Source organism: Ligilactobacillus pabuli, from assembly GCF_022836475.1.
Classification (GTDB): domain Bacteria; phylum Bacillota; class Bacilli; order Lactobacillales; family Lactobacillaceae; genus Ligilactobacillus; species Ligilactobacillus pabuli.
The window spans coordinates 1-22,551 of sequence record NZ_BQXH01000019.1 but is presented as its reverse complement, the minus strand read 5'-3'; the positions used below and the strand labels follow the sequence as shown (position 1 = coordinate 22,551).

The 22,551-nt window shown below is 42.5% G+C and carries 19 protein-coding genes; 15 read left to right on the top strand and 4 right to left on the bottom strand.

Annotated features, from left to right (window positions below):
* Positions 1-91 precede the first annotated feature (91 nt).
* The 3 genes from LPAF129_RS08915 (at position 92) to LPAF129_RS08905 (ending at position 3,708) form a co-directional block, all read left to right on the top strand.
* On the top strand, positions 92-946 hold the full coding sequence (locus LPAF129_RS08915; protein ID WP_244056391.1) for a helix-turn-helix domain-containing protein: 855 nt from the start codon (positions 92-94) through the stop codon (positions 944-946).
* A 289-nt stretch (positions 947-1,235) separates the two neighbouring features.
* Positions 1,236-2,645: a bifunctional UDP-N-acetylglucosamine diphosphorylase/glucosamine-1-phosphate N-acetyltransferase GlmU gene (gene glmU / locus LPAF129_RS08910; protein WP_244056389.1), complete on the top strand. Its 1,410-nt coding sequence runs from the start codon at positions 1,236-1,238 to the stop codon at positions 2,643-2,645.
* Between the two features lie 88 nt (positions 2,646-2,733).
* Positions 2,734-3,708, top strand: coding sequence for a ribose-phosphate diphosphokinase (locus tag LPAF129_RS08905; RefSeq protein ID WP_244056387.1), 975 nt, complete (start codon positions 2,734-2,736; stop codon positions 3,706-3,708).
* 301 nt (positions 3,709-4,009) lie between these two features.
* On the opposite strand, the gene LPAF129_RS08900 is transcribed toward LPAF129_RS08905, so the two are convergent.
* Both LPAF129_RS08900 and LPAF129_RS08895 read right to left on the bottom strand, forming a co-directional pair.
* A complete protein-coding gene (locus tag LPAF129_RS08900) occupies positions 4,010-4,237 on the bottom strand; it encodes a hypothetical protein (protein ID WP_244056385.1) in 228 nt (75 codons plus the stop codon).
* Positions 4,238-4,349: 112 nt separating this feature from the next.
* Positions 4,350-5,312 carry a biotin--[acetyl-CoA-carboxylase] ligase gene (locus LPAF129_RS08895; protein WP_244056383.1) on the bottom strand — a complete coding sequence of 321 codons (963 nt, stop codon included), beginning with the start codon at positions 5,310-5,312 and terminating at the stop codon, positions 4,350-4,352.
* A 423-nt stretch (positions 5,313-5,735) separates the two neighbouring features.
* Between LPAF129_RS08895 and LPAF129_RS08890 the strand changes: the two genes are divergently transcribed.
* The 3 genes from LPAF129_RS08890 (at position 5,736) to LPAF129_RS08880 (ending at position 8,053) form a co-directional block, all read left to right on the top strand.
* On the top strand, positions 5,736-6,839 hold the full coding sequence (locus tag LPAF129_RS08890; RefSeq protein WP_244056381.1) for a YibE/F family protein: 1,104 nt from the start codon (positions 5,736-5,738) through the stop codon (positions 6,837-6,839).
* Positions 6,826-7,584: a YibE/F family protein gene (locus LPAF129_RS08885; RefSeq protein WP_244056379.1), complete on the top strand. Its 759-nt coding sequence runs from the start codon at positions 6,826-6,828 to the stop codon at positions 7,582-7,584. Before LPAF129_RS08890 ends, LPAF129_RS08885 begins: the two co-directional genes overlap by 14 nt.
* 103 nt (positions 7,585-7,687) lie before the next feature.
* Entirely contained in the window at positions 7,688-8,053 is a 366-nt protein-coding gene (locus LPAF129_RS08880; protein WP_244056376.1) for a DUF3899 domain-containing protein, read from the top strand.
* 658 nt (positions 8,054-8,711) lie between these two features.
* Here the strand turns inward: LPAF129_RS08880 and LPAF129_RS08875 are convergent.
* On the bottom strand, positions 8,712-10,052 hold the full coding sequence (locus tag LPAF129_RS08875) for an HD domain-containing protein (protein WP_244056373.1): 1,341 nt from the start codon (positions 10,050-10,052) through the stop codon (positions 8,712-8,714).
* Positions 10,053-10,327: 275 nt separating this feature from the next.
* Between LPAF129_RS08875 and LPAF129_RS08870 the strand changes: the two genes are divergently transcribed.
* From LPAF129_RS08870 to LPAF129_RS08835, 8 genes are all read left to right on the top strand, one after another.
* Entirely contained in the window at positions 10,328-10,774 is a 447-nt protein-coding gene (locus LPAF129_RS08870) for a YwiB family protein (protein ID WP_244056372.1), read from the top strand.
* Between the two features lie 44 nt (positions 10,775-10,818).
* Positions 10,819-11,406 (top strand): DNA-directed RNA polymerase subunit delta, encoded by a 588-nt coding sequence (gene rpoE / locus LPAF129_RS08865; RefSeq protein ID WP_244056369.1) that lies wholly within the window; start codon positions 10,819-10,821, stop codon positions 11,404-11,406.
* 205 nt (positions 11,407-11,611) lie between these two features.
* On the top strand, positions 11,612-13,207 hold the full coding sequence (pyrG, locus tag LPAF129_RS08860; protein WP_244056367.1) for a CTP synthase: 1,596 nt from the start codon (positions 11,612-11,614) through the stop codon (positions 13,205-13,207).
* 165 nt (positions 13,208-13,372) lie between these two features.
* Positions 13,373-13,567, top strand: a complete 195-nt coding sequence (locus LPAF129_RS08855; protein ID WP_244056364.1) for an LBP_cg2779 family protein — start codon at positions 13,373-13,375, stop codon at positions 13,565-13,567.
* 210 nt (positions 13,568-13,777) lie between these two features.
* A complete protein-coding gene (gene murA, locus LPAF129_RS08850; RefSeq protein ID WP_244056361.1) occupies positions 13,778-15,061 on the top strand; it encodes a UDP-N-acetylglucosamine 1-carboxyvinyltransferase in 1,284 nt (427 codons plus the stop codon).
* Positions 15,062-15,074: 13 nt separating this feature from the next.
* Complete coding sequence (rho, locus tag LPAF129_RS08845; RefSeq protein ID WP_244056359.1) at positions 15,075-16,364, top strand: transcription termination factor Rho; 1,290 nt, start codon at positions 15,075-15,077, stop codon at positions 16,362-16,364.
* Between the two features lie 190 nt (positions 16,365-16,554).
* Positions 16,555-16,803: a type B 50S ribosomal protein L31 gene (locus tag LPAF129_RS08840; RefSeq protein WP_244056356.1), complete on the top strand. Its 249-nt coding sequence runs from the start codon at positions 16,555-16,557 to the stop codon at positions 16,801-16,803.
* A gap of 174 nt (positions 16,804-16,977) precedes the next feature.
* Complete coding sequence (locus LPAF129_RS08835) at positions 16,978-17,679, top strand: DUF2238 domain-containing protein (protein ID WP_244056354.1); 702 nt, start codon at positions 16,978-16,980, stop codon at positions 17,677-17,679.
* A gap of 159 nt (positions 17,680-17,838) precedes the next feature.
* Here LPAF129_RS08835 and LPAF129_RS08830 read toward each other — a convergent pair whose 3' ends face one another.
* Entirely contained in the window at positions 17,839-20,223 is a 2,385-nt protein-coding gene (locus LPAF129_RS08830) for an ATP-dependent DNA helicase (RefSeq protein WP_244056352.1), read from the bottom strand.
* 812 nt (positions 20,224-21,035) lie between these two features.
* Between LPAF129_RS08830 and LPAF129_RS08825 the strand changes: the two genes are divergently transcribed.
* A complete protein-coding gene (locus LPAF129_RS08825) occupies positions 21,036-22,346 on the top strand; it encodes an NCS2 family permease (protein WP_244056349.1) in 1,311 nt (436 codons plus the stop codon).
* The last annotated feature ends 205 nt before the right edge of the window (positions 22,347-22,551 follow it).

Sequence of the window (22,551 nt, the reverse complement as noted above, 5' to 3'; positions counted from 1 at the left end):
AATCAAACAGCAGCAGACTATAATTTTTAATTCGAAATTATCTTAGAATTAATAATTTTAGAAAATGCGTCTAGTTAGAGGAGAAATCGGTATGATAGATGGTCAAAAAATTAAAGATACACGTAAAAAATTAGGCATCTCACAACAAGAACTGGCTCAGGGCATTACGACCCAGGGAACGGTCAGCTTACTAGAACGAAATTCAACTTCACCACGTGGGGATATTTTAGCCAAAATTATCGCTCGCCTGAACTTGAAGTTAGAAGACGTAGTAGTTGATAACGAAGTCTTGACTGCGCAACGTTATTTAGACGAAGCAGATAAACTGAGTATGAACAATCAATACGAGCAGGCTTTGGCTTCCTTGAAAAAAATCGAAAAACTAACTGATAAAGAACAAGAAGCTCATTACTTGTTCATTAAGACAAATGCCATTATGTGGCAGACACGTGATTTTGAAGATGCTTTATTCGGCTTCAACCGCATCTTACAAATGCGTAACAAACAAGATGATGTGTTTACTGTACTCGCAACTTGTGAATTAGGTGTAGTTTACTTAGAACGAGGCGAATTGGACAAGGCAAGTTTTTACTTTGAACAAGTTCCTAACTTGCTGACAAACATTAACTTAGATGATAACGTCTTTTGGAGTCTCTTTATTTGGAAGAGTTTAACGACTTATTACTACCGAATGAAAGACTTTGACAAGTGTGCTGAAATTCTGACTAAAGCAGAAGAGTTTTCAAACCGCCATTTGACACCAGTTTTTGTGGATTCGCTGTACTACACCAATGCTTTAGTTTTACATGATAAGAGCGGTAAGTGGACAAAAGAAGCAATTGGTTACTTACTGAAGTCCTGGTCGTTTGCTACTTTTAGTGATAATAAGAGAAATATCAAAAAAACAAGTGACATTTTAACAGAAATTGGTTATTTGCCAAAATAAGCAGTTTCATCCCAGTGATCATCTGGGGCTGACTGTTGCTCGTCTTAGGTCCCGCAGAGTAGTTTAGCGGGACTTTTTGTATGTTTTTAGGGCGGAGTTAGTTGCATGCAAGCAAAAACTGGGTTATTATTCAAAAGTAAGGTCAGTCTAGTGGATATTTGCTAGAGGTGAACCGCTAGTTTAGCTCTCTGTTAAAGCACTGACCATCATAGAATTATGAAGCTAAAGTTGAGCCATAAATTGGCTAGATGATTAACTCTGTAACTTAATAATAGAGGAGTAAGTATAAATGACTGCAAAATACGCTGTAATTTTGGCTGCTGGACAAGGCACACGGATGAAATCTAAATTGTATAAGGTTTTGCATCCGGTTTGTGGCAAACCAATGGTCGACCATGTGTTGACTCAAATTGAACAAAATGAAATGGACCAAATCGTGACAGTGATCGGTCACGGCGCTGAAATGGTCAAAAGTACCTTAAAGGACCGGACAGACTACGTGGTCCAAGCCGAACAATTAGGAACTGGGCATGCTGTAATGCAAGCTGAAAGTTTGTTAGGCGATAAAGACGGGATGACTTTGATTGCCTGTGGTGATACGCCATTGTTCACTGCGGAAACTTTTAAAGAATTATTCCAGTACCACCAATCAAAAGGGGCAGTGGGGACTGTTTTGACAGCTCAGACTGCTGAACCATTCGGCTACGGTCGGATCATTCGTAATGATCTAGGAATCGTGGAACGGATCGTCGAACAAAAGGATGCGACTAAAGAAGAAGCAGCAGTGACAGAAATTAACACTGGTGTTTACTGCTTTAACAACCGTGAATTGTTTGATGCTTTGCATAAAATCAATAATGATAATGCGCAAGGTGAATACTACTTAACTGATGTCATGGAAGTCTTCCAAAAAGAAGGCAAGGTTGTTGCAGCTTACAAGATGAAAGATTTTGAAGAATCGATGGGTGTTAATGACCGAGTTGCCTTGTCGAAGGCTGCTCAAGTCATGCGCAACCGGATCAACGAAAAACACATGCGTAATGGTGTAACGATCATTGACCCTGCAAGTACTTATATTGATGCTGATGTTGAGATTGGCTCTGACACAGTGATCGAACCAGGAGTAATTTTGAAGGGACAGACTAAGATCGGTTCCGATTGTGTGATCGGTGCTCATTCTGAAATTAGAAACTCAGTCTTGGGTAACGAAATTACGGTGACATCTTCTCTGATCGAAGACTCCGTGATGCATGACCAATCAGATATTGGACCATACAGTCACTTGCGTCCACAAGCAGAAATTGGCCAGGGTGCTCATATTGGGAACTTTGTCGAAGTCAAGAAGGCCTCAATTGGTGAAAATACCAAAGTTGGTCATTTAACTTATGTTGGCGACGCAACTTTAGGACAAGAAATTAATGTGGGCTGCGGGACAATTTTCGTCAACTATGATGGCATTAACAAACACCACACCAACGTCGGCGACTATTCATTTATCGGCAGCGGCAGTAACGTGATCGCTCCAGTAGAGATCGGCGACCATGCCTATATCGCAGCTGGATCAACAGTCACAGCGGACGTTAAACCGCATGACATGGCGATCGCACGCGGACGTCAGGTCAATAAAGCCGGCTACTATGACAAATATCCAGTTGCTCAAGCAGCTCAGAAAACTGAAGCCGCTAAGAAAAATAATTAAGAGTTTGTGATTGAAAGCTTGATTTTAGCGCTAGTTATGCATTAAGATTAATGAGAAGAACAAGAAATTAGGACTGATGGAGGCTGTTATGTCTGAACATTATAGTGATTCAAAGCTTAAAATCTTTGCTTTGAACTCAAATAAACCCCTAGCACAAAAAATCGCTGATGCTGTTGGGGTACCGTTGGGAAAAACATCGGTGGACCGTTTTAGCGATGGTGAAATTCGGATCAACATTGAAGAAAGTATTCGTGGTTGTGACATTTTTATCGTGCAATCAACATCTGCACCTGTGAATGATAACCTGATGGAACTTTTGATTATGATTGATGCTTTACGTCGTGCTAGTGCACATACGATCAATGCGGTCATTCCTTATTATGGTTATGCTCGGCAAGACCGAAAAGCTCGTTCCCGTGAACCAATTACGGCGAAGTTAGTGGCTGATATGTTAGAAAAAGCTGGTTGTGACCGTGTGATCGCACTTGATCTGCACGCTGCACAAATTCAAGGCTTCTTTGATATTCCAGTTGACCACTTGATGGGTGCACCATTGTTGGCTGATTACTTTATGACACAAGGCGTCGATAAAGATGCTGTGGTTGTTTCACCAGATCATGGTGGAGTTACACGTGCCCGGAAATTAGCTGAATTTTTGAAGGCCCCAATTGCGATCATCGATAAGCGTCGTCCTAAGGCTAATGTTGCTGAAATTATGAACATTATTGGTTCAGTTGAAGGCAAAAAATGTATCTTAGTTGATGATATGATCGATACTGCAGGGACGATCACCTTGGCTGCGCAAGCCCTGATGGATGCCGGTGCAACTGAAGTTTATGCTTCAGCAACACACCCAGTTTTGTCTGGCCCAGCTATCGAACGAATCGAAAAATCACCAATTAAAGAATTGGTAGTTACAGACTCGATCAACTTACCAAAAGAAAAACGCATTGATAAATTAGTGCAGATTTCTGTTGGTCCATTGATTGGTGACGCAATTATGCGGATCCATGAAAACAAACCAGTTAGTCCTTTGTTTAAGAACCGTTTCCACCAAGAATAAGTTCTCAAACTCATTAATTAAAAAGCAACGTTCAAGTTCACCCGTGGGTGAAGTGAACGTTGCTTTTTTGGTTTAATGTAATTTTGACAAAGGTGTGTCTGCAATTTGATTTGTGGACCAAAGTCTTTCAAAGTATGGTCCAGAAACGAATTTGTGGACCAACGATTCTGAAAGTATGGTCCAGAAAAAGATTTGTGGACCAAAGAAATTAAAAATAATATCTAGAAAATTTGCTAAACCTCGGTCCGTTTAATCTACCCCCAAAAAACCTCCCAGACATACGTGCCTGAAAGGTTTGATATTAATCGTTAATTCGTTTAACTACGTTATATTTCGCGGTAGATTCTGTTGGCGTAGCTTGATCGGTTTGTTCTTCAAAAATTAAATAGGGCTGGCCATCTTTTTCTTGGACAACTACGACTGGTTTCTTAGACTTATGATGGTAAATTTGGGCCGAAACATAGGCCTTATTAAAGTCATAATCGCTCGATACTGATTGTCCCGGGTTAAAAAATACATCTTCACTCATCTTGAACACCTCACAATTTTCTAGTGGTATCTCACCTATATTTTAGCATGGCTGACAGCGAAGCAAAAGAATTTAGCACGATGTGTTCGAACCAGGTGCGCGACTAGGCAGCTTAACTTCGGAGTTTAGTAATTTCTCCGGAAGAAAAGATCCGCCCATCTTCTAACACTAATTCGCCATGGTCGGTGATACTAGCGACACGGCCAGTCGTGAGATGACTGCCTTGTGTTAAAGTGACTTCTTGGCCGATCGTTGTGCAGTATTGGCGATAATCAGCAATAAAGTCTGCACTGTTAAAAGTCGGATAAAGTTTGAAAAACTCGTTTAAAAAGGCTGCAATCAAGGAGTTGCGAGAAACACCTGAAGCAAGGACTGCACTTTTTAGTGAACCAGCTCTTTCTTGCAGTTCCGGGCTAAATGTGGTGGGGTCGGTCAAATAGTCGATCCCAACGCCAACAACGATTTGCTTCAAATTACCAGTTTCAAAATCAGTAATTCCTTCGGTCAGGATTCCACTGATCTTTTTACCTTGCCATAAGACATCGTTGACCCACTTAATGGACGGTTCGATTTTTAATTGACTTGCGAGAGCGCGACACAAGGCAGTTGCAGTCGCGGTCGTTAGCAAACCAGCATCAAAGTTTTTCTGGTGATTTTGTAAAAGTAAACTTAGATAAATACCAGTTCCTTTGGGTGAGGCAAAGGTTCGCCCATAACGGCCGTAGCCGCCGGTTTGCTGGTCGCTAATGATCACCTGGGGGTCGATGGTCTGTGGTAAGGCACCAAGCTCTTTAGCGCGAGTATTAGTTGAACTTAGACTGTCATGGATTTCAAACTGGAGCGGTTGGGTAGTGGTTAAGTTACGGCGGATAAACGTTTCTGATAGCCGACCGCTATCTTGTAAGCGATAGCCGCGATGAGGTTGACTGTCGATTGCATACCCGTTGGCTTGTAAAGTCTGAATGGCCTTCCAAATGGCGGTTCGGGAGAGCCCCAGTTTTTCGGCTAGCTCTTGGCCGGAAAGGTAGTCAGTTTGCTGAGTTAATAGCTGCAAAATTTTTTCGGTGGTTTTCATCAAATAATTCGAGCCTCTTTTCCTAGATTCTGTTGGTTAACTAAATTTTACGGCCAAGTTAACATTTTGGCAATAAAAAACACAGAGCGAAGTGAGGCGTTTAAGAGACGAGCATGATCGTGGCATGACCTTTAATGCGTTCTTGGCATTGAAGGTCAGGACGGGATAAGCGGAATCTCTTGCCTCATGTAGCTCGACTAAAAAACACAGAGCGAAACAAACCGGTTAGCTTCCGAGCATATCGGAGACCAGCCTTTAATGTGGTCTAGGCATTGAAGGATGGTCTTGGATAGGCGGAAGAAGCTGGTTTGAGTAGCTCGACTAAAAAGTAAACCTGTTAGAAATCAGCTAATACCCAAAGTTCCTAACTGTTAATTGTGCGAAAGTCGTGCTAAGGTAGGATAATTGAAGGGATTTGATAGAATGAGCCGTAAAAATATTTTGCGCTTCTTAGCAGTTTTAGTGTCAGGCTTATGTTTGTATCTTTTCACGACCCATGATGCTTTTTTATACCAGCAGCCTGTTGGGCAAATCGTTCAGGTGAGTGAAGGAACTAGTCAGAAAACAACTGATGAATTTGAAAATCATGATCAGACTCATCAGCAAAAATTAACGGTCTTGATCAAAAATGGGCATTTTAAAGGCAAAAAGGTCAAGGTAAAAAATACTTGGTCTAACTCTGGTGCGCTAGACCAGAAGTTCCATCTCAGACAACAGGTCTTTTTAGATCTAAGTCACAAGACAGGGCAGCCTACCGGAGAGATTTCTGGTTTTAAACGGGATACTTACTTAGTCTTACTAGTATGGTTAGTGGTTGCCCTACTATTTTTAACCATGAAAATGACTGGTTTGAAAACATTATTGAGTGTGACATTGAATTTTGTTATTTTTTTGATTTTTGTGAATTTAGATGTGCAATTAAACCTCACCCATTTCTTTTGGCTGTTTGCGCTGAGTGCCGTACTGTTTACTGCGTTGTCGCTGGTCTTGGTGATTGGTTTTAACCGGCAGTGTCTAGTAACTTTTGGGGCCATTTTCAGTGGAACAGTAGTTGCTTTAGGAATTGGCGTTTTAGTCTTGAATTATGGCGGGGATGATCTACATTACGAGGCCTTAGACTTTGCGACCCAAGCGCCAAAGCAGCTGTTTTTATCGGCGACGGTGATCGGCTTGCTTGGAGCGGTGATGGATGCGGCTACAGATATTGTTTCAACGGTCTTTGAAATTAAACGGGAGAACCCTCAAGTAGGGCAGAAACAGTTATTTAAGTCAGGGATGGAAGTTGGCCGTTCAATTTTAGGTCCCTTGATCAACGTGTTGTTACTGATCTTTTTTGCGGAGACTTTTGCGATGGCAGTCTTATTTTTCCGGACCGGGAATAGTATTAGCTATACCTTTGAATGGACGATGTCTTTGGGGATAGTGCAGTCCTTGATCAGTGGAATCGGGATCGCCCTGGTCGTACCAGCTGCGAGTTGTTTGGCAGCGCTAGTGTTAAAGGGGGAAAAGACAGATGCAAGTCATTAGTATCTTAACCTTGATCTTAGCCGTATTAATGCTGCTGATCGGTGGCAAACGCGGCTTAGTGGCCTTTACATCAGTATTGTTAAACTGTGGGCTGTTATTTTTAACGATCACTTTGATCGCGGCAGGTTTTCCGCCACTATGGACGACACTTTTTAGCGGGATCTGCTTGTTAGCTCTCACGATCTATATGGGGACAACAGATGACAAGGTCGCCAATATTGCTTTTGGTGCAACCCTATGTGTGATGTTTTTGATGCTCTTGCTAATTATTCCAGTTGACCACTTGGTTCAAATCAAGGGTTTTGCAAATGAGCAGTCGGAAGAAATTGAAGCTTTTAATTTGTTGATCGGTGTTAATTTTGAACAATTAGCGATTTCGACCGCAATTTTAAGTACATTAGGAGCAATTGCTGAAGCTGCGATCGCAATTGCCAGTGGACTGGCAGAAGTAGTCGAGCAAGATCCGCTGATCAAACGAGAAGACTTGTACCAAAGTGGTCGAAACATTGGTTTTCAGATCATGGGAATGACCTTTAACACACTGTTTTTTGGAATGTTCGGTGGGAACCTAGCTTTGTTTATTTTATTAAACAAGCTGCAAAATAATTTTAGCTATTATCTGAATTCCAAAATTTTTGTCAGTGAATGTTTATTAGTCTTATATTCGGCAGTGGCTGTGATTTTAGTGATCCTAGTCACGACTTGGCTAGTGGTACGACAGGTCAGTCGAAAACAGTTCCGATAAATTAACCGTAAAGAAGTAAGGGTTCGTGTTATAATGCAAAGAGGGCTGATCAGCTAACCAGAAGCAGTTGGCTCAAAATTAAAAAATGTGGTGTAAATTAAGAATGGAAAATTTTAAAAAAAATCTCTTAGTCAAATTTGATCTGTACGCTTTGGTGATCACGTCTGTTCTAGCCTTGCTAGGCTTTCTGTTCAAAAAGCAGGTCTTGTTCTCCGATGGTTTCTTTATGCTAGGCTTATTAGTTATCTGTGTGGCAATTTTCGATATTTTGTTACACGCCAGCATGATGTCAGGCTGGTTTCAGCATAAACACCGGGGAGAAACTGATGATGAATATCAGGAACGGAAGATCAATGTACGAGATGTAGCGCAACGGAAAAATCAACCAATTCACTGGGATCGCCTCGCTGTGAACGGGCTTTTACTTGGTGGCTGGCTAATTATCTGTGCAGTCTTACTGACGCTTTAACAATCAAAAACAGCTGACCTTGGATTAAATTATCTAAGGTCAGCTGTTTTTATTTGTGTGGAGATTGTAAATTAGCAGGTTAGGGCCGCTCTGCTATTAGTCGAGCTCCGTGAAACAGAAAGCTCCGCCCATCCAAATCCAGGAACCAATGCCGAAAACGCATTAGTCCCTGGGTTCCGATGGTGCTCACTTTCTAACCGTTTCACTCCGCTCTGTTATTATAGTCGAGCTCCGTGAGGCAAGAGATTCCGCTTATCCCGTCCCAACCTTCAATGCCGGAAACGCATTAAAGGTCAGGCCACGATCATGCTCGTCTCTTAAGCACCTCACTCCGCTCTGTTATTAGTTGAGCTCCTCAAAGCAGCTTCTTCCGCATATCCAAGACCAGCCTTCAATGCCTAGACCACATTAAAGGTCACTCCGCTCTGTTATTAGTCGAGCTCCGTGAAACAGAAAGTTCCGCCCATCCAAACCCAGGAACCAATGCCGAAAACGCATTAAAGGTCAGGCCACGATATGCTCGTCTCTTAAACGCCTCACTCCGCTCTGTTATTAGTCGAGCTCCGTGAAACAGAAAGCTCCGCCCATCCAAATCCAGGAACCAATGCCGAAAACGCATTAGTCCCTGGGTTCCGATGGTACTCACTTTCTAACCGTTTCACTCCGCTCTGTTATTATTTGGATCAATTAAGTGGTCGTTATGAATGTAGCGGTTGAATTCTGCATAGACTGGAGAAAAGAGGTCCGCTTGGTCACTCTTAGCTAACATTTCTCGTGGGAAGAAAAGCCGTTCGTCCCCCGAAACTCGGCCCGTGATCGATTTGACCAGCGCACTGATTGCCGATAGTTCCACTAGGCTGTGGTCCTTTTGCATTAACTCGATTTGGGTGCGCGGCTTTTTCGAACTTGGGTCATAGGCATCATAAGGCAAATCATAACTGTCATTGGTATCTAAATAATATTCAGGTGAGTAGCCCGCTTCACTGACCAGCTTTTTTAACGTTGGCAGATATTTTTTAGTGTTAGCGGCTAGGCGCACGGATTTGAGCGGGTGGCGGTCTAAGAAACGACTGGCCAAGTCACTCAAGATCTCATCACTAGAATTGCGCCACACTGCAAAACAAGTATTCAGCACACCATCGTCTAAATTCAAGTAGTCATTTAACGTGAAGTTGCCAGTCAAAAACGGGACTAACAGATCCGTGGCACCGTTAAGCTGTAACTGATTTTCCCGGTACAAGTATTTGGCTCGTTTTAAGAGGTGACTTAAAATGACCTCCATTGAGCGCGAAACTGGGTGGAAGTAAACTTGCTGGTACATTTGAAAACGACTAACAATATAATCTTCCACAGCATGCATTCCTGAAATATCAAAGGTGATCCCATCTTGATAAGGGCGCATGACCCGTAGGATCCGGGTCAAATCAAAATTACCGTAGTTAGTCCCTGTGAAATAAGAATCACGCAACAAGTAATCCATGCGGTCCGCGTCGATTTGACTGGAGATCATTTGTACGACTTGCGGATTTTTGTAGGCCTTTTGAATGACACTGGCGACCTTTGCCGGGAAATCCGGACTGACTTGTCGTAGGACCTGGTTGACTTCTGTTTCAGGTGAAGTAATGATGTCAGTGGTCATTTGCTCGTGATCAGTTTTGAAAATATGTTCAAATGTGTGTGAATATGGCCCGTGTCCTAAGTCATGCAACAGGGCAGCACATAAGGCAACGATCCGTTCATCATCATCCCAGAGACCATCGTCTGGTGATTGACTCGGATAATTTCTCGCAAAAAGATCACAAATTTGGCGGGTGATCTCGTAAACACCAACTGAATGAGAAAAACGGGAATGTTCTGCCCCATGGAAGGTGTAACTGGTCGTACCTAACTGTTTAATGCGGCGTAACCGCTGAAACTCCCTGGTATTGATCAAATCTAAGACAACTTGGTGCTGAACATAAATATGGTTGTGGATCGGGTCTCGTAGGACCTTTTCCATCGGAAGTTTGGTAAGATAATAATGTGTAATGGGATGACCCTCCTTTATCTTAAATTAATTTTTTTTTCGTAAAATGTGTTAACAAGGAGCTGGCTTGAGCCCCTTGTGGTCAAGCCGACACCTATTTCAAATAAATTATACCATAACCGCAGAGAAAGGCTTTTGTCTGGTGAACGAAAAATATATAATGGGTATTGAAACTAACAGAAGTTGATGAGCTGAAGACAATAAACCTGGCCTCCAGCAGTAGAAATAACAGTAATGAGAGAAAGGAAATGATGACAACGGCAGCAGATAAGTCTGAGGTGATGATCCACCTAGAAACCAGAAATGTTCAGGATGGCCAAGTTAATCAGCTGGTCCAAGACGTTCCTGGTCAATTTTTTAACATGGGCAAGACGATTTATTTAAGGTATCAAGAAAAAGCGACGGATGGTCAAACAGCAGCAGTTACCTTCAAGGTCAATGCGGCTGGCGATGAAGTCCAGTTGAGTCGCCACCAAGGAGATAATCGTTCCCGCATGATTTTTGCGGTCAATCAGCAGGTAGAAGCGAAATATCAAACGGCCTACGGTAATCTACCGTTAACCATTTTGACCCCCAAGTTAAATGTCAGTCTAAGTAATTATCCGATCAGTGGTAAAGTTTCAGTCGACTATACTTTATTTTCAAACGGGCAAGAACTAGGACAGTACAAAATTCGATTGCAATTTACAGCCTAGTATTGTATGATGAAGAGTAAACTGTGGAAAGGGCGTGTACCAGTTTGGAGCTAGAACAATTCAAAGGTGCTAATAAAACAGAATTATCAATGATCGAAGTTGCACGGGCTATCTTAAACCAAAAAGGTGATGTAGTGGCTTTTGCAGATTTGACAAACGAAATACAACAATTTCTTGGTAAAAGCGATGAAGAGATCCGTGATCGTTTACCACAATTTTATACGGATTTAAACATTGACGGCAGCTTTATTTCATTAGGAGATAATCTGTGGGGACTACGTTCGTGGTATCCATATGAATCAATCGACGAAGCACTTGTGCATTCGGAAGACGAAGATGAAGAACGTCCTAAGCGTAAAAAGCGTAAGAAAGTTAATGCTTTCTTGGATGACGCATCTGACGATGATGATGTGATCGATTATGACGATGATGATCCAGAAGACCAAGATTTCGATGATGACGAAGACGCTGAAGATGATGAAGAGTCTGCTGAATTAAAGGAATATGGTCAAGATTTGAGTGACATCGATGACTCAGCCGCCGATGACGAGGACGAAGATGAATTGCCTGACGGAATTGAAGGACAATTATCTGAACTTGATGAAGACGAAGATGACGAAGACGACGAGTAATTTTTCGAGCCGCTTTTGGGCGACTTTTGAAATTTAGACTTGACGTGAACTGAATTATTCTGTATTATACTGTCTGGGCGCTTCAGTTAGACTGAAGTCAAATGAACGGTAAAATAAGCTCTCTATTCATACTTATGGATAGGGAGCTTATTTCTTTTTTAAATCTTCCCCATAAAAATTACCGAAAAAAGGAGAGGCATTTGTAATGACCAAATATATTTTTGTAACTGGTGGAGTTGTATCATCTTTAGGAAAGGGAATTGTTGCTGCTTCATTGGGACGCTTATTGAAAAACCGCGGCCTAAAAATCACAATTCAAAAATTCGATCCATATATTAACGTGGACCCAGGAACCATGAGTCCTTATCAACATGGCGAAGTCTTTGTCACAGATGATGGTACTGAAACTGACCTAGACCTTGGACACTACGAACGCTTCATCGATATTCGTTTAAATAAGTATTCCAATGTCACAACTGGGAAGATTTATTCAGAAGTTATCAAGAAAGAACGTCGTGGTGATTACTTGGGTGGAACTGTACAAGTTATCCCACATATTACTAACATGATCAAAGAAAAAATCATGCGGGCTGCCACAGCGTCAGATGCTGATGTTGTGATTACTGAAGTTGGGGGAACAGTTGGCGATATTGAATCCCTGCCATTCTTGGAAGCTTTACGCCAAATGCGTTCTGAAGTCGGTGCCGATAACGTGGTTTATATTCACACGACCTTAGTACCATACTTGAATGCTGCGGGTGAAATGAAGACCAAGCCAACTCAGCACAGTGTTAAAGAATTACGCGGCTTAGGAATTCAGCCAAATATCTTGGTTTTACGGACAGAAAAACCAATCTCACAAGAAATGCGTAACAAGATCTCCAACTTCTGTGACGTTGAACCAGAAGCTGTGATCGAATCCTTGGATGTACCTACTTTGTACCAGATCCCAATGAACTTGAAAGCTCAGCACATGGACGATATCGTCTGCGAAAAATTGCACTTAGATACACCGGCTGCTGATATGACAGAATGGTCTAAGTTATTAGACACAGTTGAGCACTTGGAAGGCCAAGTGAAGATTGCGTTGATCGGGAAGTATACTTCCTTGCCTGATGCTTATATTTCAGTGAATGAAGCCTTGAAACATGCCGGTTACAAGATCAATAAAGATGTTAAGATCGACTACTTTGATGCTGAAAAGCTGGACGAAAACAATGTTGCTGAAAAATTAGCTGCTTACGATGGAATTATCGTTCCTGGCGGTTTTGGCGATCGTGGTTTGGAAGGTATGATCCAAGCAATCAAGTATGCCCGTGAAAATGACGTCCCATTCTTTGGCATTTGTTTGGGAATGCAGTTGGCATGTATTGAATTTGCCCGTGACGTTGCTGGCTTAGAAGACTGCAACTCCACAGAAGTTGACCCACACTGCAAGAACAACATCATCGATTTGATGTCTGATCAAGAAAACATCGAAGAAATGGGTGGAACTCAACGTTTGGGCTTGTACCCATGCAAGTTGCGTAAAAATACTAAAGCAGCGGCTGCTTATGACAATCAAGATGTGATTCAAGAACGTCATCGTCACCGTTATGAATTTAACAATGCTTACCGTGATTTGTTGACAGAAAAAGGTTTGACTTTTGCTGGAACATCTCCTGATAATCATTTGGTAGAAGTGGTAGAAATTACGGACCACAAATTCTTCGTGGCTGCTCAGTATCACCCAGAATTTTTGTCACGTCCACAACGTCCAGAAGGCTTGTTTGCCAGCTTCGTTGCGGCTAGTGCCAAATAAGGAAAACTAACAAATAGAATTAGTAGTTCGGGAAGTCTCTGTTTGGTCGTTGATGCGGCCGGCAGAGACTTCTTTTTGCTAAAAAGGCTTTTAGTTGAGAAAAATAATTTGAATGTGCTATTCTAAAAGTAGAAAAGTTTAACTACTGCTAGGAGGATGATCACTATGGAACAAAGCGTAACTGATGCAAATATTGCCCTGGAAATTATTGACTATCAAGAAAAACATCACTTAACTGATGCGGAATTTGCTTTAGCTAGTCATTTTACCGTGGAAAAAATTCATGGCTTTAAGTCGCTGACCGGTAATGCACCAACTGCAGAAGAAAAACACGATTTAAAAAATTTCATGAAAAGTTGAATGATTTGCCGAAAAGTAGCAGAAATTTGTGAAATTTTCAAGAAAATTTACTAGAAACCCCCAAAAGCAATTGAAACAATTATTAGTATCTTGTATTATGAAATAAGGCACTTTTTGTGTCTCTGCATGCTGAAACTAACAAGTGATTAAGCGTGCTGTTGATAATACAAAACTAGTAATTGTTTTTATTTTGGTGAGGACTTTATAATAATGAAAAAAATGATTGTAAAAGGCGGACAAAAATTAAGTGGCGAGGTCACGATCGGCGGCGCTAAAAATAGTACAGTTGCCTTGATTCCGGCAGCAATTTTGGCTGATACCCCCGTTACTTTTGATTCTGTTCCAGATATTTTAGACGTACACAACTTAATGTTAATTTTAAAATCTATGAACGTTACTTCACAGTTTGGTCACGGAGTACTGCAGATCGATCCAACCCAGATCGAAGCCAACCCCTTACCGGGCGACGCGATCCGCAGTCTTCGGGCCTCTTATTACTTTATGGGAGCTTTATTGGGCCGTTTTGGCCACGCTGAAGTCGGTTTTCCCGGCGGCGACAACATTGGACCACGACCAATTGACCAGCATATCAAGGGCTTTGAAGCCTTAGGTGCACGCGTCGAAGCAAAACAAAATTCCGTTGAAATTACAACTGGTCCAGAAGGCTTGCACGGAGCACGGATCTTTTTTGACCTCGTCTCAGTTGGCGCAACGATCAATGTTTTGTTGGCAGCTGTGAAAGCCAAGGGAACGACGGTCATGGAAAATGTTGCACGGGAACCAGAAATTATTGATTTGGCAACTTTCTTAAATAATATGGGTGCTCATATTCGGGGTGCCGGAACTAACGAAATTCGGGTCGAAGGTGTTGAACACCTTGAAGCCCGTAATACACATACGATCATTCCTGACCGGATCGAAGCCGGAACCTATATTGCCTTTGCGGCAGCTAATGGTGATGGGGTCTTGGTTAAAAACGTGATCACTGAACATTTGGATCCTTTCTTGGCTAAACTGCAAGAAATGGGTGTGACCTTAGAAATTGACGAGGATAGTGTCTACATTCCAGGCAACGATCAACTCGCACCGATTGCTATTAAAACCTCGCCATTCCCTGGCTTTGCGACTGATCTGCAACAGCCGATCACGCCGTTATTGATGAAGGCGCGGGGCAAATCGACCATTATCGATACCTTGTATCCCAAACGAATCAAGCATATCCCCGAAATGAATCGGATGGGCGGCGACATTAAGAGTGAAGACGGTGTGATCACAGTGGGACCAGCTGGCAAACTAGCTGGGACGACGGTCGAAGCCGATGAAATTCGGGCCGGCGTTTCACTGGTAGGTCTGGCATTAATGGCCGAGGGAACAACGACGATCTTAAAGGCTGATAACATTTTGCGTGGTTATGACCGGATCGTTGAAAAATTCCGCGGTTTGAACGTTGAACTAAAAGTAGTAACCAGCCCCGACCAGTTGGAAACCAAATAAAGGAGTGCATCTCATGCCAGAAAATATCACTTTAGCTGATTTAGAGGGGAAGACCTTAAAAGAAATTTACAGCTTAGCTAGTAAGTTCAAAATTCCCTACTACAGTAAAATGAATAAAAAAGAACTATCAGTGGCTATTATTCGCGCTCAGGCTCAAAAAGAGGGCTTTTATTATATGAGCGGGGTGCTGGATATTGTCTCGCATGAAGAAGGTTATGGCTTTTTACGACCAATCAACTACGGGCATTCACAAGAAGATATTTATGTCTCAGCTTCGCAGATCAGACGCTTTGGTTTGCGGAGCGGGGATTTAGTTGCTGGGAAAGTGCGCGCTCCTAAACCTAGCGAACGCTATTATGGAATGATGCACGTTGATTCTGTGAACGGGAAAGATCCTGAGGGTGCCAAAGCTCGGCCGCATTTTCCAGCGTTAACGCCCTTATTTCCCCATGAACAAATGCACCTTGAAACTAGCAGTTCCTTATTAGCGACGCGAGTGATCGATGCGTTTGCTCCAATTGGGTTTGGCCAACGCGGCTTGATCGTCGCTCCGCCTAAAACAGGGAAGACCAATTTGTTGGCAAAAATTGCTCAGGGAATCTCACAGAACTATCCTAAAGTTAAGTTGATCATGTTGCTGATCGATGAACGCCCAGAAGAAGTGACTGAGATGGAACGGACGATTGACGGAGAAGTAGTTTATTCAACTTTTGACCAGAAACCGGAAAACCATGTCAGAGTCGCTGAATTAGTGTTACAGCGTGCCAAACGCTTAGTTGAAGAAAAAGAAGATGTTGTGATCTTACTTGATTCATTGACCCGTTTGACTCGTTCATATAACTTGGTTGAACCGCCGAGTGGTCGGACACTATCAGGTGGGATCGATCCCGCTGCCTTATTTAAACCGAAGCGTTTCTTTGGCGCAGCGCGAAATATTGAAGAAGGCGGCAGTTTGACTATTCTGGCGACCGCCTTAGTTGATACTGGAAGCCGCATGGATGACTTTATTTTCGAAGAGTTTAAGGGGACCGGGAACCAAGAGTTGCAGCTAGACCGTAACTTAGCGCAACGACGGTTCTTCCCGGCAGTTGATTTAAAACGTTCAGGGACCCGAAAAGAGGAATTACTCTTGGGTTCTGAGGCCTTAAATAATATCTGGAAGCTGCGTAAATTCATGAGTGGGGAACCTGAAAATGATACACCGCAAGTCTTGTCAATGATGCGTCAGACAAAAAATAACGCAGAGTTTTATCAAGCAGCGGGTAAATTGGAGTTAACTACTAAAAAACATAAAAAGTATTAAATTAGACAAAATAGCAGGTAAACAACCAGATTAAGCGGTGAAGTCGGACAGAATCAATGACTTTTTGCCAGAAACAATTGCGTGTGGTCTGGATTCATGTTACTATGTTAGTTGTTGTCATAATATGTACAATATCATAAATATCAACTCTGTCTCAGCAAATGACTCAGGGCAAAGGAGAGTATTACTAATGAAAAAAGGAATTCATCCAGAATATCATCAAGTAGTGTTCATGGACTCATCTACAGGCTACAAGTTTGTATCTGGTTCTACTAAGAACTCTAGCGAAACTGTTGAATTTGAAGGCGAAACATACCCATTGATCCGGGTTGAAATTACTAGCGACTCACATCCTTTCTACACAGGACGTCAAAAGTTCAACCAAGTCGATGGTCGGATCGACCGTTTCAACAAGAAATACGGTTTTACACAAGAATAATTGTGTTTCTAAAACGACACCTAGTCCTTTGCGGATCAGGTGTTTTTTTATATTTTTAAAGATTTTCTTGAAAGTGAGACCTTTTTCTTGCAGTCTTGGTGAAAATACCGCACAATCAGTGCAGACTAGTGAGAAATTTTAAAATTTAAAAAAGGATCGGTGTTTGCGAAAAGAATGGCACAAGCAAAAGAAAATAGTAAAAATCCAGTGGGATTGTTGTTTTTAGGAGTTTATGAGTTTTTAATGACCATCGCTTTGGTCTTTAGCGTGAAAGACTTGTTGGATGGTGCCTCGCGAGGACAAACGTTTTTAGTGATCGTTGAAATTTTAGCCGGAATGTTAGTTGCCTACCTGCCCGTGTTTGTCGCCCGTAGATATGCCATTGAATTACCCCAGCAGCTTTTTACCCTTTTTGTCGTCTTCTTGTTTGGGGCGGTTTATCTGGGCACTTTACGCCACTTTTACCGCATCCCATGGTGGGATAAGATGCTGCACCTCGTCAGTTCCAGTTTAGAAGTCTTTTTAGGTTTAGCTTTGTTTGGCTTTTTGGTGACACCTGAGGTGCAACGGAAAATTTCCCGAACCTTTGTGACCTTGTACGCCTTTTGTTTTGCAGCGTTTTGTGGGGTCCTCTGGGAGTTTTATGAATTTACCTGTGACAGTTTTGGGATGAACTTGCAGCGCTATTTGGCTGCCGGACAACCTAAAGTCGGGCGGGCAGCCTTGATGGATACGATGACGGACTTGATCATGGATGTGATCGGAGCGTTGCTGATTTGTTGCTATCTATATTTCCGTTTACGTAAAAAACCGCAAGTTTTAAACACTTTTTTCTTTCACAAAAAGAGAAATCATCCTGCCAAACAAAATAATTAGTTGGTAAATATTGCCGCGAAGCAATACGCACAATAAAAATGAGTGCTAAAAATCAATTTGACTTAAACGTTAATTGATTTTTAGCACTCATTTTTTGTCTGGTAACTACTCACTTAGTTTTCTTAGTCGGGCTGCTCGCGGAAGGATAATGCTTACCCCTTAAGCGCCACGTTCTGTTCTGTGATTTTTCCAGAATTCTTCAAGTTGCTCGGCCAACTGTTCAGGTTGATAAACTGCCCGGTAATTGGACCAGTGGGGCGGATAAAAGCGGGTGTAACGACTTTGATTAAAGCGGGCATCAACTAGTAAAACCACGCCCTGGTCGTTTTCGCCACGAATGACTCGACCAGCTGCTTGAAAGACATTGTTGATCCCTGGTAACTGGTAAGCATATTGGAATCCGGCTTGTTCTTGCTGGTCATAGTAATCTTTAAGAGCGTCTAGTTCCGGGGTTGCTGGCGGTAAGCCAACGCTTATGATCGCCACACCGCTTAAACGCTCACCTTTTAAGTCTATTCCTTCACTGAAGATCCCGCCTAGGACCGCAAAACCTACGACGGGCTCATCCAAGTCGGCGCTGAAATTAGCGAGAAATTCACTCCGGCTGACGGCGTCCATTTCCCCAGTCTGACAAATTGTTTTTTGCGCGGGATAAGCCGTTTGATAAGCAGTCGCAATTTGGTCCAGGTAAGAATACGAGGGCAGGAAAACCAGGTAGTTTCCGGTTTTAGCGGCGACCATGAGATGAATGGCATTCACGATCCCAGCCTGGTTAGCGGCGCGCTGTTTGTAAGTTGTTTGCAGGTAGGCGGGAATCAGGAGTGCCAGATTATTTGGTGAAAACGGCGAAGGCAAACGGTAAGCTAAACTATTCTCTGTTCCACCCAAAATTTCTTGATAGTAGGGGAGTGGAGATAAGGTAGCTGAAAACAAGATACTGCCGCCCCCTAGGTTTAACTGCTGATCAATTAATTCACTAGGGTCCAGACAAAAAATTTTAATTGTCAGGTCAGAACTTGAACGGTCAAAGGTGAGCTTGGTCCGGAACTGTGGACCATAAAACTCGCTGATTTTTAAATAGCTGCGACACTTGAAAAAGAAGTCCAGGACCTCAGTGCGAAAGTCTGCTTCAGGATTTTCAGTTAACCATTCTAGCAAGAAATCACAGAGCCGCATGAGTTGATTTTTAAAGCCTTCAAATTCTTCGGCAATCACTAAGTTGTCTTGTTGAAAGTTTTGCATGGGTCCTTTTAAAGTCGTGAATTCTGCCTGCAAATGAGCTAACTGTTCTAATAACCGATTCCCCGCACTTAAATGACTGGCACATAGTTGCTCGAGGTCAGCTAAGTCCTTCGACGAGATTTCTTTCGTGTACATGGAGCGCGAACGTGAGACAAGATTGTGAGCTTCATCGATCAAAAAGACGTTGCTGGGATCTTTGTCAGAAAAGAAGCGTTGCAAGTAGACCTGAGGATCGAACAGGTAATTGTAATCGCAAATGATCGTGTCACAAAATAGGCTGACATCTAAGGAAAATTCAAAGGGATCAACTTGATGCTTTTCAGCGTACTTTTCAATGACCGGACGGGTGAGCAGTGTTTCATTAGTCAAAATATCCTTAATGGCTGGCTTGATCCGATCATAGTAGCCTAACAGGTACGGATTTTCGGTTTCTGCCAGGTCTTTTTCAGCAGCGAAAGTAATTTGATCTTTGGCGGTCAGGGTGATCGAATGCATCACTAAACCGTGTTTCTCCAATAAAGCACAGCTTTCTTCTGCCACCATCCGGGTACTTTGTTTGGCAGTTAAATAAAAGATGCGCTCGGTTAGTTCTGTTCCAAAAGCTTTAATGGCTGGAAACAGGGTAGAGATCGTTTTACCAGTCCCAGTTGGTGCTTCGACAAATAGTCGCTTGTGTGCATAGATAGTTTTATAGACAGCGGCTGAGAGTTCATGCTGATTTTTGCGATAAGCTGCAAAAGGAAATTGCAGGTCCTGACTGCTAACATTGCGTTTGTGAGCCAGCTCGTCTTTAAAATCAACCCACCAGCTAAATTCATCCAGCAGAGAGTCAAAAAAATCGGCGGCTTCTAAGCGGGAGTAATCAATACTTTTGATCGTGAGTTTCTCGGTGGTTGTTTGAAAGTAATAAAGTGAGACCTGCAGATGGTCTAACCCGAGTTGGTCCATTAATAAGTGAGCGTAAACTTTAGCCTGCCCAAAATAGAGGGTCAGCGTATTTTGACTAAGTTCTTCAAAAGGGACGGCCGAAGTCTTGATTTCCCGGACTTCATCATAACTGTCGCCAGAAAGGTGCAGGGCATCAGCTCGTCCGTGTAAGAGCCAAGTACTATGAGCGGTCTGAAATTCATGTTTCAAATAGACTTCATTTTTAGTAGTTTTTCCCCAGTCACGTTGAAGCTTGCGATGGATTCTTGCTCCTTCTTGGGCGGTATTTTGCGAACCAGTTGAGCTTGAGACCATGTCACCGGAGCGAAGGACAAATTCAACCATTTGTCTGATCCCGACTGATTTTTTTGTCATAAGAGTTGCTAGCCTTCCTTGAAATAGTTTCTACCTTAATAGGTTAGCATTTTTTAGTGTCGAGTGCAGGAAAATTATCTTTCAAAAAACGAACATTATATTTCGATGAATCGGATATTTACAATTAATTGCCAGTGCTGTATAGTAGACAGTGTTTGTAAAACGACTTGTTGCTAATAATGTTCGTGATTAACTACAATTTAGGGACTAATGGATGATTTTAACGACTTGGTTGAGCGACCGCTGCCAAGCAAGGTCCCGGACATCAGTGGCAATTAGTCGATGTAAGCTGTTAGTAGTTTGTAGTCGAGCTCCGTGAAACAGAAAGTTCCGCCTATCCAAACCCAGGAACCAACGCCTAAAACGCATTAGCTCCTAGGTTCCGATAGTGCTCGCTTTCTAACCGTTTCACTCCGCTCTGTGATGTAGTCGAGCTCCGCAAAGCAACTTCTTCCGCTTATCTCAACCCAGCCTTCAATGCTAAAAGCGCATTAAAGGCCAGGTTATGATCATGCCCGGGAGTTGACCGCTTTGCTTTGCTCTGTGATGTAGTTGAGCTCCGTGAAACAGAAAGTTCCGCCTATCTCAACCCAGGAACCAATGCCTAAACCGCATTAGCTCCTGGGTTCCGATAGTGCTCGCTTTCTAACCGTTTCACTTCGCTCTGTGATATAGTCGAGCTCCGTGAGGCAAGAGATTCCGCTTATCCCAGCCTGACCTTTCATGCCAAATGCGCATTAAAGGTCAGGCCACGATCATGCTCGTCTCTTAAACGCCTCACTTCGCTCTGTGTTTAGATAAGGAGTTTTGAGATGAAAAATTCAATTGAATCTTTTTTTGGTATCGATGAATTACATACTTCGATCAAAAGAGAAGTTTTAGCTGGTTTTACGACTTTTATTTCCATGGCATACATATTATTTGTTAATCCTTCCATCTTAGGGGATGCAGGAATGGATAAGGGTGCTGTTTTTACAGCCACTGCCTTGGCAAGTGCTTTAGGGTGTGTTTTAATGGGTGTCTTAGCCAAATATCCGATCGCAACTGCACCTAGTTTGGGAATCAATGCTTTCTTTGCTTATTCAGTTTGTATCGGGATGAAGATCCCGTGGCAAACAACTCTAGCCGGGGTATTTGTTGCTTCATTGCTCTTTATTTTGATTACGATCTTTAAATTACGTGAAAAGATCATTGATTCGATCCCTGCTGACTTAAAAGCAGCGATTTCAGCCGGAATTGGCTTGTTTATTGCTTTTATTGGTTTGCAAGGCGGCGGAATTGTGGCTGGGGATAAGTCGACCTTAGTCACTTTGGGTTCACTTTCTGGGACGACTTGGGTCACAATTTTTGGACTCGTAGTGACGGTGATCTTGATGGTCTTAAACGTTCCTGGTGCAATTTTTATCGGGATGTTGCTTTCATCGGTCTTCGGTGTTTCTGCCGGCTACATTGCAATGCCGCATGGAATCGTCTCCGGTGTTCCTAGTATGGCACCAACCTTTATGGTCGCTTTAAAGCACGTGACAGATATTAATTCCTTACAGCTGATCGTGGTGGTCTTGACCTTCTTATTGGTAACTTTCTTTGATACAGCCGGAACATTGATTGGTTTAGCTCAACAAGGCGGTTTCATGAAGGATAACAAGATGCCCCGAGTTGGGAAAGCGTTAGTTTCTGATTCAACCGCCATGTTGGCTGGTTCTTTATTCGGAACTTCACCAGTTGGTGCCTACGTTGAATCATCAGCTGGGATCGCTGTTGGTGGTCGTTCAGGGCTGACTGCTGTTGTAACTGGCTGCATGTTTATTATCGGGATGTTCTTCTCACCGCTATTAGGAGTGGTGACTTCGCAAGTGACAGCACCTGCGTTGATTATTGTCGGAGTTTTGATGGCACAGAACATGGCAAGAATTAGTTGGTCACAATTAGAAATTGCGATCCCATCTTTCTTGATCATTGCGGGGATGCCTTTGACTTATAGTATTGCTGATGGCTTGGCATTAGGCTTTATTGCTTACCCAATTACAATGATTGCAGCTAAACGCGGTAAGGAAGTACCAGCATTGATGTATGTGATGTTCTTTGTTTTCTTACTCTTCTTGTGGATCTTAAACGTTGAATAATTAACTGAGAAATAAATCAAGATATTTTATAAACTAAATAAGTTAATGGAAGCGGCTGTGAATGCAGTTGCTTCTTTTTTGGCATTAAATGCGGGACTTTGTCAAATAGTGTTGATGGTCCTTGGAACTCTATCTTAAAGGTAGGGTTCTTTTTTATACTCTAGTAGCTAGTTTAAAGTGCCGGTTTTGTGTGGTTGGGGCTGGC